This is a genomic window from Lactobacillus sp. WILCCON 0149 (genome assembly GCF_057197965.1).
In genome coordinates this window covers 497,837-513,042 of record NZ_JBUBHO010000001.1, presented here as the reverse complement: position 1 = coordinate 513,042, position 15,206 = coordinate 497,837, and the positions used below count along the sequence as shown (strand labels likewise).

Here is a 15,206-nt window from a genome sequence, read left to right as displayed (position 1 = left end):
AGCTAACTTAGCAAAAAAAGACAAAAACGGCAGGTCAATAAAGATCTGCCGTTTAGTTTTTCTTTAGCATTTCCACAGCTTTTTTTAGCAAGCTGTTCATCAAATGACCACGCTTGCCCGTTATCCTTACAGTACAAGTTCAAAAGAACTTGCGACTAAGCAAAGGAGGCAAAAACTATGCTGAAACTGTTTACCCAATTACTCACGATTTCATTGGCCCTGTTTGCCTTTACCCGCTACAGACGCTCACGCCGCCAACTGGCAGTAGTACCTGCCCACCAGCGGCATAATTAAGCAATCGTGACACTTCCTTTTTCCCTTGAATTTGAATTCTATCTAATCGCTGGTACACCGCTTTAGCCAGCATTGCATTAAATTTCTTATTTTTTCACAACACACAAACCTCCATCTCGATGGCAAAAAGCCCTGGCAATCGCCAGGGCTTTCTTGCGCTTATATTACTTTTTACTAGCTCTTACAGGTTCTTGACCCACTTCAAAGAAGCAGAAACATTGATCTTGATTGGATCACCGTACTTGACACCCTTGTTCAAAGCTGCTAAGTCCGCTCCATCAAGGTAGTAGACATAGTGATAGACACTGGTTGCGTCAGTAAACTTGACTTGGTATTCCTTGCTTGAAGCAATGCCAGTATTTACGGCTTCAGCAATTTTGGCAAAGTTATCAGCAGAGATTTCCGTCCCCTTTTCACCAGTCAGGTATTGAGCAGCTGCCTTTTCGATCAAAGCAGTATCTTCAGCTGACAGCTTTTGCCCAACAGTCATCGGGCTGTCAATAGTAACATTGTCTAAGCCCCAAACAGTCGTGGCAGTTGCTTCAACAGTTGAAGTTGCCTTTTCGATCACTTTTTCGTCCTTGACCAAAGTTGCCGTGTAGTTGACCGTGATTGGGCTGCCGTAAGTTGCACCTTCGTTGGCCTTAAGGAAGTTGGCCAGCTTTTCAGCAGACGTATTTCCTTGCAGCCAGTATTCGTAGTGGTAGTTGTTGCCGGCAGCGTCCTTGAACTGGTCGCTCTTGAGGCTGTCAGTAAGGCCTGAGAAGATTTCCTTCAAAGAAGCTTCACTGATCTTGGTCCCCTTGACCCCGTTCAAGTACTTGGAAACAGTCTTATCCAGGTAGTTAGTCAAAGTTAAGTCTTGTCCCACCTGCAACTGGTTTTCGGTCTTAAGGCTTGATTGATCAGCCCCGTAAAGAGCAGCCAATTTTGGCGTAACAGCAGAAGCCGTATTTTCAGCTGACTGGTAACCTTCCAGCATCCCCTTGTAAAACATCAGAGATTGAAGTGGGTAGCCATGGTCATCAAAGAGAGTCATGTTGTCCCAAGTAGACCCGCCCCAGGTTTCCTTGCCATTGTAGTGCATTTCATTGTCTGGAGCGTAACCGATGGCGTACTTGGAAGCCCAGCCAGTCCCGTAGACGTTAACCAGCTGCTTGTTGTAGTTCCAGCTGTTCCAGCCAGCTCTGACCGCGATTTGAGCTGGTTCCCAGTAGAAGGCACCAACACCGCCGCCAGCAACCAAGGACTTGTAGAGGGCAGTTACTTCATCGACCTGACCTTGCGGGCCAACCGCGTAGTCGCTTGGCGCATAGCCGATGTTGTTGTTAGTACCGTCTGAGTCATTAACATTGTTCAGCCAGCTGGTTTCCATGACGACGACCCGCTTGCCGAATTCCTTTTGGGCCATCTGCTGCACCTTCAGCAGGTTGTCTGGGTTGTTGTTGGAGCTGCCCCAGAATGGGTAGTAGGAAGTCCCCAGGTAGTCATAGTCAACGCCGTTGTTCTTCAAGACAGTCATGATCATCCGGTAGCGGTTGACGTCTGGTGATTCAAATTGAACGGCGATCTTGGCGTCCTTGTTGGCAGTTCTGACCGCCTTAGCAGCGGTAGCCAGGTAGCGGGCAACGGTTGTCCCGTAGTCGCTCTGCCAGAGCTTGTTCCAGTCGCCGCCGGTCAATTGGTCGGCATCATAGCCGAAGGTCCCCTTGGTGATTTCATTACCGATCTGGACCATGGCTGGAGCCACCCCGGCCTTTTCCATATCGGTCAAGACCTTCTTGGTGTAAAGGGAAATAGCTTCATTCAATTCAGCACTGGACAGGTTCTTCCAGGACTTAGGCAGAAGCTGCTTGGCCGGGTCAGCCCAGAAGTCAGAATAGTGGAAGTCCAAGAGAACCTTCATCCCGTACTTCTTAGCCTGCAAGGCAGTCTTGATCAGGCTTTCTTCGTCGGTGTTACCGCCGCCGTAGCCCTGGCCGTCAGCGTTGTAAGGGTTGTTCCATAAACGCAGGCGGACCCAGTTGACCCCGGCTTCCTTCAAAACATCGAACAAGTCAGCTTCTTTGCCGTTAAAGTCATAGTACTTCACGCCGGCTTTAAGCATGGCCTGGTAGGTTGACACGTCTACCCCGCGGGCCATGTCGTCAGTCATGCCTGGGATCTTTTCCACCTTGACGCTTTCGTACTTGAGGCCAGTTTCAGTCCCGTTTTGGTAGGCAGCGGTAATTTCATCAGCCGTCTTCTTGCTGGTTGGCGTTTCATCCACTGCTTCATTGTTATTGCCGGCCCCTTCAGTCAGGGTCGCGGTGAAGTTGGCCTTGATGGCGTCTCCGTACTTAACTCCCTTGTTCAGAGCCAGGAAGTTGGCTAATTTAGCGGCGCTGTCTGCCCCTTCCAGCCAGTAGGCATAGTGGTAGGTCTTACCAGCTTCATCGCTGTAGTCGGTCGTGCCAACGTAAGCCGTATCGTCGCCGCCCAGGCCTGCTTCAATTGCCGTCAAAACATCCTGGCTGATTTCAGTTCCAACCGGGCCAGACAAAAGTGAGGAAGAGATATTGGCAAGCAGCTTTTTGCTTTCGTCAGCCGTAAAGGCCTGGCCGTCCTTTAAACCGTTCTTGACGCTAACCTTGTCCTGGCCGTAAACCTTAGTCACGGATGGAGCAAGAGTGGATGATGCTTGAGCAGGCTGGGTTACTGCTTCAACCTTGTAGATCAAGCCGGCCAAAGTGCCGTTGTAGTAGCCGGCCCCAACCACGCTGCCAGCGGCGCTGGTCGTCCCCAGCTGTCTGAGCAAGTCACTGACGAACTGGGCAGCAGTTTCATTGTTCTTGGAGACATCAGTCTTCAAAGTTGCCAGAACCTTGCCCTGCATAGAACTGTTCTTTTCCATCAAGGAAGCGATGACAGTCTTGTCTTCCTTGACATCGCCCTGGGCCAGGAGCTGAGCCATTTCGTGAACAGCAGATTCCTGGTAGCCGTTCTTGGATTCAGTCCAGTCATACTTGACCCCATTCTTCAGCTTGACTGCAGTCAGGAATTCAGTTTGATCCCGCAAAAGCTGGGCGTGGTCCATGCCATTTTTCACAGAGCCATCCTTGTCAAAGGAAACCTTGATCCCATTTAAGGTCTTGCTGGTGTTTTTGGCAATCTTGCCTGTCGCGTCAGCGTAATATTGCTTGCCGTTAACCTTGATGAACTGGTTCTTAACTACCTGGCCATTAGCGTCGTAGTAGTTGGTAACGCCAGAAGTCGTCTTAAAGGCATTCTTGGTTGGCTGAGCAGTAGCCGTAACTGCCTTTTGAGCCGTTGCCTGGACTGCCTTGCTGGCCGTGTTAGTTGCTGGAGCAGTAGCAGCAGGCTTAGCTGTAGTGTTTGTAGCAGTATTAGCAGCAGTATTAGTTGGATTAGTTGTCGTAGTCGCTGTAGTTGTTGTAGTAGCAGCAGTAGTCTTGTTTTCACTTACTGCATTACTAGTCGCAGCAGTGGTATCAGTTGACTTGTTTTCAACCGTGGACTTAGCTGCAGCAAGGCTTTCAGCCTGTTGGTCCTGAACAACAGCAGTCTGCTCGTTCTTATCAGTGGCCGTGTCCGCCTTTACGCTGCTAGCGCTGCCGACAGCCAGGCCAGTAGCCAGCAGGGCTACGCCGGCAGCTGTCAAACTCTTATTAGACTTGAAGTGCTTAATCCGTCTCTTCTTCATAAGCTTATTCCTCTTTAAATTCCTCTTAATGCAATTGAATTGTATTTTCTTTTTCTTGCTTTTCTTCTGTTTCTTCGGTTCTCTCAAAAAATGCCCAACAGAAATTGTTGAGCATTCTTTGTTAAATTGCTTGGCTTACAGGTTCTTGACCCACTTCAAGGAAGCAGAAACGTTGATCTTGATTGGATCGCCGTACTTAGCCCCCTTGTTCAAAGCTGCTAAGTCATTACCATCAAGGTAGTAGACGTAGTGGTAGACACTGGTTGCGTCAGTAAACTTGACTTGGTATTCCTTGCTTGAAGCAATGCCAGTATTTACGGCTTCAGCAATTTTGGCAAAGTTATCGGCAGAGATTTCCGTCCCCTTTTCACCAGTCAGGTATTGAGCAGCTGCCTTTTCGATCAAAGAAGTGTCTTCAGCTGACAGCTTTTGCCCCACAGTCATTGGGCCGTCGATGGTGACATTGTCCAGGCCCCAAACAGTCGTAGCAGTTGCTTCAACAGTTGAAGTTGCCTTTTCGATCACCTTTTCGTCCTTGACCAAGGTTGCCGTGTAGTTGACCGTGATTGGGCTGCCGTAAGTTGCGCCTTCGTTGGCCTTAAGGAAGTTGGCCAGCTTTTCAGCAGACGTATCTCCTTGCAGCCAGTATTCGTAGTGGTAGTTGTTGCCGGCAGCGTCCTTGAACTGGTCGCTCTTCAGACCATCAGTGAGGCCCGAGTAGAGGGCCTTCAGAGAAGTTTCGCTGATCTTGGTCCCCTTGATCCCGTTCAAGTACTTGGAAACAGATGAATCCAGGTAATTGGTCAAAGTCAAGTCTTGGCCGACCTGCAACTGATTTTCGGCCTTAAGGCTTGATTGATCTGCCCCGTAAAGAGCTGCCAGTTTCGGCGTAACAGCGGAAGCAGTGTTTTCAGCTGATTCATAGCCAGTCAGGAAGCCCTTGTACATCATCAAGGATTGGAGCGGGTAGCCATGGTCATCAAAGAGGGCCACGTTGTCCCAAGTTGAGCCACCCCAAGTTTCCTTGCCCTCGTAGTACATTACGTTTTCAGGAGCATAGCCGATCGCGTACTTAGAAGCCCAGCCAGTCCCGTAGACATTGGACATTTCCTTGTTGTAGTTCCAGTTGTTCCAGCCGGCCTTAACCGCGATTTGGGCTGGTTCCCAGTAGAAGGCACCAACGCTGCCGCCAGCAATGATGGCCTTGTACATATCAGCCATCGCGTTGACTTGCCCTTGCGGATCAGCCGTGTAGGAAACGCCATCTGGCATGGTCGGCATTTGCCCGATTGAGTTGCCAGTACCATCTGAGTCATTCATGTTGTTCAGCCAGCCAGTTTCCAGAATGACCGTCGTCTTGCCGAATTCTTCCTTGGCCATCTTTTCAACAGCCAGCAGGTTGTTCGGCGTGTTGGCACCCTTGCCCAGGCTTTGGCCCTTGTAAGTGCCGTTGTCGTTGCCGGTTGACCAGAATGGGTAGTAAGAAGTCCCCAGATAGTCGTAGTCGATCCCGTGCTTCTTGAAGACAGTCATGATAGTCCGGTACTTGTAGATGTTTGGCGTTTCCAGCTGCAGGGCAATCTTAGCCTGAGGAGCAGCATTTCTGACCGCCTTGGCCGCGGTTGCCAGGTATTCAGCTACCTGGTCACCGTTGGCGCTCTTCCACAAAGTTTCCCAGTTGCCGCCGTGGTCACGGTCAGTGTACAGGCCAAAGGCCCCGTTGGTGATTTCGTTGCCGACTTGCACCATGTCAGCACTGGCACCGGCTTCGCGCAGGTCTGTGAGGACCTTTTCAGTGTAAAGCTTGATTGATTCGTTTAAGGCATTGACTGACAGGTCCTTCCAGGCCTTTGGCAGGATCTGCTTGGCCGGGTCAACCCAGAAGTCGGAGTAGTGGAAGTCCAAAAGAACCTTCATCCCGTACTTCTTGGCTTCGCTGGCCATCTTGATCACGCTGGCTTCATCAGTGTTACCACCGCCGTAACCCATGCCGTCAGCATTGTATGGGTCGTTCCAGATCCGCAGGCGGACCCAGTTGACCCCGGCGTCAGCCAGAACCTTGATCAAGCTGGCTTCTTTGCCCTCAAAGTCGTAAAACTTAACGCCAGCGTTGACCAAAGACTGGTAAGTTGAGATATCAACCCCACGGATCATGTCATCAGTCATGCCAGGGATTTTTTCCACCTTGACGCTTTCGTACTTAAGGCCGGTTTCAGACCCGGTCTGGTAGGCAGCGGTAATTTCGTCAGCCGTCTTCTTGCTGGTTGGCGTTTCATCCACTGCGTCAGTATTAGTGCCCGCGCCGGCAATCAAAGTAGCCGTGTAGACAGCCTTCAAGGCATCACCGTACTTAACGCCAGCGTTGGCCTTGAGGAAGTTGGCCAGCTTCTCAGCGCTGTCCTTGCCGCTGAGCCAGTATTGGTAGTGGTAGGCCTTGCCATTCGCGTCATAGTACAGGCTGCTGCCTTCAAAGGCAGTTGCATCCCCAGCCAGGCCGGCAAAGATAGTTTGCAGGACCTCTTGACTGATGGCCGTGCCAGCCTTGCCAGTCAACAGAGCTGATGAAACGCCGTCAGTCAAAGTCTTGGCGTCTTCATCGCTCATCTTAGTGGTAACCGGGTTGGTTACCTTGCCAGCGTCGCTGTAAACAGCGCTGACGCTTGGGTCAATCTTGGAGACAGCTTCTGCCGCCTTCTTCACTTCTTCAACCTTGTAGATCAAGGCAGCAGCTACACCGTTGTAGTAGCCGGCCCCGATCACGCTGCCAGTAGCATCAGCCGTGCCCAGCTTGGAAACCAGGGTTGCAGCTACTTGGCTGGCGGTAGCGCCGCTTTGGCCGATGTTCAAGGTCAAGCTGGCCAAGACCTTGCCGGACATGGAAGAGTTGTTTTCCATTAAAGTAGCGATCAAGTCATTGTTGTTCTTGACGTCACCTTGGGCCAGGAGCTGGGCCATTTCATGGGTAGCTGATTCCTGGTACTTGTTCTTAGTTTCAGTCCAGTCATACTTGACTGACTTCTTCAGCTTGCTTGCGGCTGAAAATTCGATTTGGTCGCGGAGCAATTGGCCAAAGTCCAAGCCATTGCTGATAGCACCAGTCTTGTCAAAAGTAGCAGTAATCCCGTTAACCTTCTTGGTCGTGCTCTTGGCAATCTGGCCATTAGCGTCAGCGTAGTATTGCTTGCCACTGACCGTGAAGACCTGATTCTTGACTACCTGGCCATTGGCGTCATAGTAAGAAGTCTTGCCGTTGGTCGTCTTAAAGGCGCTCTTAGTAGCCGTAGCCGTGGTAGTAGTTGCCGCCTTAGTCGCCGTTACCGCGCTGGTCTTGGTCTGCACAGCGCCCGCAGCTGCCGTCTTAGTAGTGGTAGTAGCTGCGGTAGTCTTCTTGGCAGTATCTGCAGTGGTGGTAGCAGCAGTCTTTGCCGTATTTGCAGTATCTGCGGCAGTCTTGCTATCAGTTGCTGCAGTGTTAGCAGTCGCATCAGCAGTTTTAGTGTCAGTTGTTTGCGCTGCTTGGGTGTCAGTACTTTGGACGGCTTGCTTTTGCTCAGTTTGAGCCGCTTGGGCATTGGCCGTCTGTTGGTCCTGGCTGTCAGTTACGTCAGCCTTGGCTGGGTTGGCATAGGCCAAGCCAGTTGCCGTGGCTAACAGGGCCAGATTGGCCGCTACGATTTTCTTGCTCTTAAAATGCTTGATTCGTCTCTTTTTCATAGAGGTCCTTCCCAATTTTTTCCATTAAAATTCTATCTTAGATCATTATACCGTTTTCAATTAATTTGTTCAGCTTTTTTCTGGAAACTGGCCGCTTGTAATGCAAACGTTAAAAAAGCCATTCTTAGCCCTTTTGCCTTGCTTGTGTGTAAAAAAGAGCCAATAATATTATTTATAGAGACTTTGTAAAATTCGCGAAAAATTCATTTTGCTTTAACCCTAACTGAACTTAGAAAGCAGGTGCATCATGTCCTCACTCAATCAAAAACTGGCCAGTCTTTTCCTGATCGACAGCACTGGCGATTTTACTGAAAACCTCCGCCTTTTGGACCATTACCAGCCAGCCGGCCTTCTCCTTTTTGCCAAAGACCTGGCAGGGCTAAGCGAAAAAGCCGTCAAAGAGCGGCTGGCCGCCTACCGGCAGGCCCGGCCGGGTCTGCTGCTTGCCATTGACCAGGAAGGCGGCTTGGTCAGCCGCTTGTCTGCTCTTTACCCAAGCCGGTCCTATCCCAGCCAGGCTGAGCTTTTGCAAAAGGGCGCCGACTTTTTCTTAACCGAAAGCAGAAAGACCGCCCTGGAATTAAAAAACTTAGGCATCAACTTAAACTTTGCTCCGGTGGCTGACCTTGCCCTTGATCCCGCCAGCTTTATCTACAGCCGGACCCTGCAGCTGGGAGCTGAAGAAACCGGGCCGGCAATCGCGGCCTTTGTCAAGCTTTACCGGCAGCTGGGGATCGCCTCCTGCGCCAAGCACTTCCCTGGCTACGGGGATGCCGGCGACACCCACCAGGCTCCGGCTAAAGACCATAGAAGCCTTAAAGAGGCCCAGCTGGACCTTTTGCCCTTTAAAGCAGCGATCACGGCTGGCGTGCCGACCATCATGGTGGCCCACTTGGAAGTTGCCTGCTATAGCGCTGGCCCTGCATCCCTTTCCCCGGAAATCTACCGCCTGCTCAAGCAAGAGCTTCACTATTCCGGTGTGGCCATCACCGACGACTTAGCCATGGCGGCAGCACATGAAAGCGGCTGCCCGGAGCTTTTGGCCTTAAAGGCCGGAGCCGACCTTCTCTTAGGCGGCAGATTGGAAAACTTGCCAATCTTAGAAGCAGCTGCAGAAAGCGGCGAATTGCCGGAAGAGCGGATCAAAGACGCCCTGGTCCGGGTCCAGACCCTGCAGGACGATTATTCTCTTTAGGATCCTTTTTACAAAAATTCTTTAACATGTATCAATTAACGACAAAAAAGGCAGATCGCTTGATCTGCCTTTTTATCTTGCAATTTTATTGTCTATTTTTTACTTTGTTTAAGTCTTAGAGAAAGTATCAAACATGATCTCTTTCAAGATCTGGTAGCCAACGTCCTTGACCTTGTCTTCGCCAAAGCTGCGCTGGTTCAGAAGCAGGATGATCCCGTTCTTGTTGTCAGCCGTCAGCTGGAAGTAGGCAGCATAGTGGGCGCTGCCGATAGCCCCGTAGGCCAGCTTGACCTTCTCCCCCTTCTTGAGGTAGACCCCGCCGCTGTAGCGATTGATCTTGCTCTTGAGGTGGGTCAGCTGGTGAAAGGCGCTTGGTGACAGGAATTGCCCCGTCCCCAAAGCCTCTTGAATCAGATAGTAGTCGCCAGCCGTCGTCAGCATGTTTCCGGCCCCAACCAGCTGGGACAGGCGGGTCTTTTCCAAAACTGCCGCCTGCTGGTAGTTCTTGCCATGCTGATATCTGTAAGATACGGCCAGCTTTTTATTCTTAGGCAGCTGGCTGCTTACATAAGTTGACGTCAGACCCAGCCGCTGGACTACCCGCTTCTTAAAGTTCCAGGCATATGACTTATGGCTGACCTTCTTGATAATGCCCGCCAGCAAAATGTAGTTGACGTCGCTGTAGTGGTAGCTGCCCACCTTGTCTTGCGGCAATTGGTTGGCCCGGGTCACGATCCATTTTACAGCTTGGTCTTCACTGTAGTTGATATGGCGGTCAACTTCTACATCTGGGATCTGCAACCCTGAAGTATGGGAAAGCAGATTGCCCACGCTGATCTTCTTGGCGTTCTTCAAAGCCGGGTACCAGCGGGAGATCTTCGTGTTTTGGCTAAAAGCACTTGAACTGCCCTTTTTTTCCTCCATCAGCTGCATGACCATAGCGCCGGTTACTTCCTTTTGCATGGAAGCTGCCGGGTAGACGACCTGGCGGTCCCCATTTTTGATCTTCTTTTTAGCGTCAGCCAGTCCGTAGTTGACAACCTGGACGTGTCCATTCTTGATCACGGCCACGCTGCCAGCCACATGCTTCTTCTTGAAGAGCTTCTCGACAAAAACATGCATGTCAGCTGCCGTGACCTGGTCTGGCGCGGTTTCCTCCGGCCAGGCGGCGACGCAGGCACCGGCGCAAATCCCGGCAAGCAGCAGTGAAGTGATGATCTTTCTTCCCTTTTTAAACAACAGCAATCTTTCCTCCCTTGGATACATTAAGAACATTATACGGCCATTCCGGCAAAAAGGCAGGAAAGTTATTACTTTTTTAAAAAATTAAAAAATTGCTCACTAATTCAAACTGAAAGTTCCCGGCTGGATCTTCTGCAGCAGGCCAAAGGCCAGGCCCTTGATCTGCTGCTCAGTCTGGCTGCGCTCGTTGACGAACATGATGATTCCGTTTCTGTTGTCAGCCGTCAGCTGGACATAAGTTCCGTAGTGTTCCTCCCGAATTGAGCCAAAGGCGGACTTGAGCTTGCTGCTACGCTTCATGTACATGCCGCCGCTGTAGGTAGTCTTTCTGGCCTTAAGGTGAGTCAGATAGTTGAAGTCACTCTGGTTCAAAATTGCCCCGTTCTGCAGGGCCAGCATGATTTCGTAATATTCAACCGGCGTGGTGCACATGTTGCCGGCACCTGGGATCTGAGAAGCCACGGACTTTGGCAGGGAAACCGGTCTTTGGTACTTTCTCTGCCAAAGGTAAGCATAAGATACCGCCTGGCTGCGGGTCCAAGGAATGTCGTGTCTGAGGCTGGTGTGGGCTAAGCCCAAGGGACGGACAATCCGGCGGTTGAAGTTGTAGGCGTAAGTGTGGCCGGTCAGTTTGCGGATGATGCCCACCAACAAAATGTAGTTGGCATTGTTGTAGTTGAAGCTTCCGATCTTGTATTGCCAGCTGCCATTGATCTTCTGGGTCACCCAGTCGATGGCCTTGCTTTCAGACAAGTTCCGGCCCCGGTTGCTTTCAGAGCCAGGCGCCCGGTAGCCGCTCGTTTGCGTCAGCAGGTTGCCGACCGTCACATAGCGGGCATTTTTCAGCTTAGGATACCAGCGGGAAATCTTGGTGTACTGGCTGAAACTTTGCTTGGTGTGCTTCTTTTCGTTCATGATCTGCACCAGCATGGCCCCAGTCACTACCTTTTGCAAGGAGGCGGCTGGATAAGTCACATTGTAAGCGCCGTTCTTCATCCGCCGGCCAAACCAGGCATAACCATAGTTGACGGTCTTAACGCTGCCGTTTTGGACCAAAAGGACTGACCCGGCCAGGTGATTGTCCCGCATCACCCGGTTGACGTCGCTCTTAGTTGCTTCCGCATGAACCGTAGCTGGCGCTAAAGCCGGAAGCAGGAGGCTGGCAGCTAAAGCCAATTTGCCGGCTGCTTTTGCTGATTTTTTCAAAAAAAGATCTTTAAAATTCAAACTGTTTTTCCCTTTCTCATCATAAATATAACCACAAATTATGTTAGCCCTAATATTTTCTAAAAACAAGGGAAGCAGTGTTACGTTTTAATTACAGGATTTTTTCCCGCAAAAAAAGACCACCGGAAGCAACCGATGGTCATTTAGAAGTGTTCAAGATTTACTTAACGGCATCCTTCAAGGCCTTGCCTGGCTTGAAGGCTGGAACCTTGCTTGCAGGAATTTCGATTTCAGCGCCAGTTTGCGGGTTGCGGCCCTTCCGAGCAGCGCGTTCACGAACTTCAAAAGTCCCAAAGCCGATCAATTGTACCTTTTCGCCCTTAGCAAGTGCTTCTTCGATTGATGCAAACAAAGCGTCAACGATTTGAGCAGATTCCTTCTTGCTGAATTCAGTCTTTTCACTTACAACTGAGACAAGTTCAGTCTTGTTCATCTTGTTTCCTCATCTTTCTATTAAAAGGCCCAGCAAAATGCCGAAGCTTAATCATATGCTTAATTATAGCAAAACTTTGCCGCCGCAACAGCCTTTCTCTGAAATAGCTGAGAAAAAATACCAAAATTACAAAAACGTTTTAGTGTAATATTCCTATTTCACTGGCACGCAGTGCTTGTCGTTGATGGCCTTGACCTTGTCCACCCGCCGGCGGTACTTTTCTTCCATCAAAGGATCCGTGGTCAGCCAGGTCTTGACGATTTCGCCGGCCATCATATCACCGATGATCTTAGCCCCTAAACAAAGGACGTTGGAGTCGGTGTGCTGGCGGGCAAGCTTGGCGCAGAAAGGATCCTGGCAGACCGCGGCGTAGATGCCGTTGATCTTGTTGGCGATCAAGGCGCTGCCATAGCCAACCCCGTCAACGAAAATGCCCCGGTCGCATTCGCCCTTGGCTACAGCCAGGCTAGCTGGGTAGACGAAGTCTGACAGGTCGCAGGATTCTTCATTATCAGTCCCGAAGTCAACTACTTCATAGCCATTTTCTTCGAGGTAGGCCTTGATTTCGTTCTTCAAGCGGGTGCCGGCGTGGTCATTTGCCATTGCAATCTTCATTTTTATGCCTTCTTCTATTTCAATAAAAAACTCTTTCGCCTCTATTCTACCATTTTCAAAGAAAGGGGAAAGTTGCGCGTAAATTTTAGCCTTTTTTAAATAAGTTCATGCATTTTGATCAATTTCTTGCCATATTTGTTTCTAATTATCCGGATAGAATCTTATTAATATCAAGGAAAGTATTTTATGGCAAGGAGGGACTACAATGTCTGCCAGAAAAGTTATCACGAGTGTACTCGCCGTCGGAACAACCATCGCTATCGCCATCGACGGCTATCTCTTATTTTTAAAAGCTGACCAGGCCAATTCTACCGCGTCTACTGCTTCATCCAGCACAAGCACTGCTGCTTCCAGTTCTGCTTCATCAACTTCATCTTCTTCAAGTTCATCCACGTCCAGCGGCTTAAAAGACGGCACCTATAGCGGTAAAAGCGTCAGCACCCAGTGGGGCGAGGTCCAAGTCCAGATCAAGGTCAGCGGGGGAAAAATCACTACGGTCAATGTCTTAAAGTACCCGTCAGACAACGACCACTCCCAGCAAATCAACGACCAGGCCCTGCCTGTCTATAAAAAAGAGGCCATCGCGGCCCAGAGCGCTGACATCCAGCAGGTTTCCGGGGCTACCGTCACCTATGAGGGCTTCACCCAGTCCCTGCAAAACGCCATCACCCAGGCTAAAGAAAGCTAGTGGCGATCATGACTGTAACCTGCCTTAACCAAACAGTGGAAGCCATGACCATACCTTTCACTGTTTCCGTTGCTGTTCAAGGAGAAGCATCCCCGGACTTGACCCAAGCTTTTACAAACTCCTGCAACAAAATTCATGCAGAATTAAAAAGAATCGAAGCTGATTTTTCCGCCTTTTTGCCGGACTCCTTAGTCAGCCGCTTTGCTGAAGGCGATGAAAGCATCCTCTTGGCCAATACTGAATTTCAAGAGGTCTACGTGGCTGCCCTTTTAGCTAAAGAAGAAACGGCTGGCGCCTTTGACCCTTATTTTGCCGGCAAATTCAACCCCACCGGCCTGGTCAAGGGCTGGGCAGTGGAAAAAATCTTTGCCTCCTGCCTTATGCCCCTGGCGGCTTTTCCCGAAGTCACCGGCCTTTGCATCAACGGCGGCGGGGACCTGCAGGCCTGGACCAAGGGGGACTTCCGCTGGAAAACCGGCATTGAGAACCCGGCCCAGCCCCGCCTGCTTTTAGCCATTTATGATTTGGCCAGCCAGGCCTTGGCAAGTTCGGGCTATGCCTACCGCGGCCAGCACGTGACATTAGCCGGACCTGCCGACCTCAGCCAGGTCACGGTTCTTGCCCCAGACTTAACTTTCGCGGACATCTGGGCGACAGCCGGCCTGGCCATGGGCGAAGACGCCTTTAAGGAGCAGATTGCCCAAAGAAGGCTCAGCGGCTTATACGCCAGAAAAGACGGCCAGCTGGCCCTGTTTACAGAAGGAGAACTTCAATATGTTCAAAAAGCATGACTACACCTTGGGCGTCTTATGGGCGGCGGCGATTTTTATCCTCCCTTTGCCCTTCATCCAGACCCTGGAAGCCGGCCTGCCGGCCATCTATTATCCGCAAAAGCTGCCCATCATGGCCGGGACCATCGCCTATGTCTGGCTGCTATTGGCCATTTACCTCTCTACTCGCCCGCGCTGGCTTGACCGCTTGATCGGCCTGCCAAAGGTCTACATGATCCATGGCATCATGAGCCTGGGCGCCATCCTTTTAGCCTGGCTGCATATGCAAGGGTCACCTTCAGCTGGCCTTATCAAGCAGACTGGCAATATCGCCTTCTACCTCTTCTTGGGCCTGGCGGTTTATTCCATGGTCTTCATGGCCGGCTGGCTGACCAAGCGGATTCCATTTTTGGCAAAAATCAAGCAGGTCCTGGAAGAAAAAGTCTTCAAGCACGAGCTTTCCATTTGCCTGCACCGGTTAAACCTGCTGGCTGTCTTGCTGGTCTTTATCCACATCCAGCTGATTCCTTATATCCGGGCCATTACCCCCTTCATGGCCTGGATCTGGATTGCCACTGTCTTCGTTTTTGCCAGCTATTTCATCAGCCTGGCCAAAAGCCGGGGAAAAAGCAACGCCGAACTCCTTGACAGCCGCTTGATCGCTGACAATGTCCTGGAACTGACTTTAAAGACTGACCAGAATTTGGTTGACTTTGAACCAGGCGACTTCGTTTTCCTCTCCTTTCCAGAAGAAAAAGGCATGGAAGAACCCCACCCCTTCTCCTTCGTCAACCTCCCGCAAGAAGAGAAGCAGGTTGTGCTGGCCATCAGAGGCGACGGGGACTTCACCAGACAATTGCAAGGGCTCAAGCCACCAGTCAAAGCCCGCCTCAGTCCCAGCTTTGGCCGCTACCAGGAAGCCATTGCCGAGGCCAAGCCGGACCAGCTCTTGCTGATCGCTGGCGGAATCGGGGTTGTCCCCCTCTTGTCGGTGATTGACGGCAATCCAGACTTGCCCACTAAAGTTTTTTACAATGCTCATACCAAGGAATCCTTGATCTATGAGGAAAAGTTCTACTACTGGAACAGCCGGGAAAACTTCCAGAGCCGCTGCCAGGTAGGCCGCTTTAAAGACGAGGAAATTTTGGATTCCCTGCCCGAAGATTTTTCAGGCCTCCAGGTTCTAATCGGCGGTCCCCAGGTCATGGCCGACCACTGGATCAAGCTTTTAAAAGAAGCGGGCCTGCCTGCTGGGCAGATCTATTATGAAGAATTCGACTGGTAGAAAATAATCCAAACAAAAAGTGAGACCAAGCGGTCTCACT

General features: G+C 50.8%; 10 protein-coding genes. 4 read left to right on the top strand and 6 right to left on the bottom strand.

The features are described from left to right. Positions 1 to 475: 475 nt before the first annotated feature. Together ACYVUV_RS02505 and ACYVUV_RS02500 are read right to left on the bottom strand one after the other, a co-directional pair. Entirely contained in the window at positions 476 to 3,997 is a 3,522-nt protein-coding gene (locus ACYVUV_RS02505; protein WP_484498964.1) for a glycosyl hydrolase 53 family protein, read from the bottom strand. A 135-nt stretch (positions 3,998 to 4,132) separates the two neighbouring features. Next, positions 4,133 to 7,711, bottom strand: coding sequence for a glycosyl hydrolase 53 family protein (locus ACYVUV_RS02500; RefSeq protein ID WP_484498963.1), 3,579 nt, complete (start codon positions 7,709 to 7,711; stop codon positions 4,133 to 4,135). 247 nt (positions 7,712 to 7,958) lie between these two features. Here ACYVUV_RS02500 and ACYVUV_RS02495 point away from each other — a divergent pair, with 247 nt between their 5' ends. Further along, positions 7,959 to 8,906 carry a glycoside hydrolase family 3 N-terminal domain-containing protein gene (locus ACYVUV_RS02495; RefSeq protein ID WP_439775805.1) on the top strand — a complete coding sequence of 316 codons (948 nt, stop codon included), beginning with the start codon at positions 7,959 to 7,961 and terminating at the stop codon, positions 8,904 to 8,906. Positions 8,907 to 9,014: 108 nt separating this feature from the next. Here the strand turns inward: ACYVUV_RS02495 and ACYVUV_RS02490 are convergent, their stop codons facing one another. The 4 genes from ACYVUV_RS02490 to ACYVUV_RS02475 form a co-directional block, all read right to left on the bottom strand. Continuing rightward, a complete protein-coding gene (locus ACYVUV_RS02490; RefSeq protein ID WP_439775804.1) occupies positions 9,015 to 10,145 on the bottom strand; it encodes a serine hydrolase domain-containing protein in 1,131 nt (376 codons plus the stop codon). 102 nt (positions 10,146 to 10,247) lie between these two features. Then, positions 10,248 to 11,375, bottom strand: a complete 1,128-nt coding sequence (locus tag ACYVUV_RS02485) for a serine hydrolase domain-containing protein (protein WP_439775803.1) — start codon at positions 11,373 to 11,375, stop codon at positions 10,248 to 10,250. Between the two features lie 160 nt (positions 11,376 to 11,535). After that, a complete protein-coding gene (locus tag ACYVUV_RS02480; RefSeq protein WP_002876514.1) occupies positions 11,536 to 11,808 on the bottom strand; it encodes an HU family DNA-binding protein in 273 nt (90 codons plus the stop codon). Between the two features lie 153 nt (positions 11,809 to 11,961). Next, positions 11,962 to 12,423, bottom strand: coding sequence for an RpiB/LacA/LacB family sugar-phosphate isomerase (locus ACYVUV_RS02475; protein WP_439775802.1), 462 nt, complete (start codon positions 12,421 to 12,423; stop codon positions 11,962 to 11,964). Between the two features lie 205 nt (positions 12,424 to 12,628). Between ACYVUV_RS02475 and ACYVUV_RS02470 the strand changes: the two genes are divergently transcribed. Genes ACYVUV_RS02470 through ACYVUV_RS02460 form a run of 3 tightly spaced genes read left to right on the top strand, consistent with a single transcriptional unit; the run spans position 12,629 to position 15,166 of the window. Next, a complete protein-coding gene (locus tag ACYVUV_RS02470; RefSeq protein WP_484498962.1) occupies positions 12,629 to 13,111 on the top strand; it encodes an FMN-binding protein in 483 nt (160 codons plus the stop codon). 8 nt (positions 13,112 to 13,119) lie between these two features. After that, a complete protein-coding gene (locus ACYVUV_RS02465; protein ID WP_484499366.1) occupies positions 13,120 to 13,902 on the top strand; it encodes an FAD:protein FMN transferase in 783 nt (260 codons plus the stop codon). Then, positions 13,886 to 15,166, top strand: coding sequence for a ferric reductase-like transmembrane domain-containing protein (locus ACYVUV_RS02460; RefSeq protein WP_484498961.1), 1,281 nt, complete (start codon positions 13,886 to 13,888; stop codon positions 15,164 to 15,166). Before ACYVUV_RS02465 ends, ACYVUV_RS02460 begins: the two co-directional genes overlap by 17 nt. Positions 15,167 to 15,206 lie beyond the last annotated feature (40 nt).

Bases quoted from the DNA above. Each gene is read 5' to 3' on its own strand.
- ACYVUV_RS02475 (WP_439775802.1), bottom strand. From the start codon at position 12,423: ATGAAGATTGCAATGGCAAATGACCACGCCGGCACCCGCTTGAAGAAC.
- ACYVUV_RS02495 (WP_439775805.1), top strand. From the start codon at position 7,959: ATGTCCTCACTCAATCAAAAACTGGCCAGTCTTTTCCTGATCGACAGC.
- ACYVUV_RS02465 (WP_484499366.1), top strand. From the start codon at position 13,120: ATGACTGTAACCTGCCTTAACCAAACAGTGGAAGCCATGACCATACCT.
- ACYVUV_RS02470 (WP_484498962.1), top strand. From the start codon at position 12,629: ATGTCTGCCAGAAAAGTTATCACGAGTGTACTCGCCGTCGGAACAACC.
- ACYVUV_RS02505 (WP_484498964.1), bottom strand. From the start codon at position 3,997: ATGAAGAAGAGACGGATTAAGCACTTCAAGTCTAATAAGAGTTTGACA.
- ACYVUV_RS02500 (WP_484498963.1), bottom strand. From the start codon at position 7,711: ATGAAAAAGAGACGAATCAAGCATTTTAAGAGCAAGAAAATCGTAGCG.
- ACYVUV_RS02480 (WP_002876514.1), bottom strand. From the start codon at position 11,808: ATGAACAAGACTGAACTTGTCTCAGTTGTAAGTGAAAAGACTGAATTC.
- ACYVUV_RS02460 (WP_484498961.1), top strand. From the start codon at position 13,886: ATGTTCAAAAAGCATGACTACACCTTGGGCGTCTTATGGGCGGCGGCG.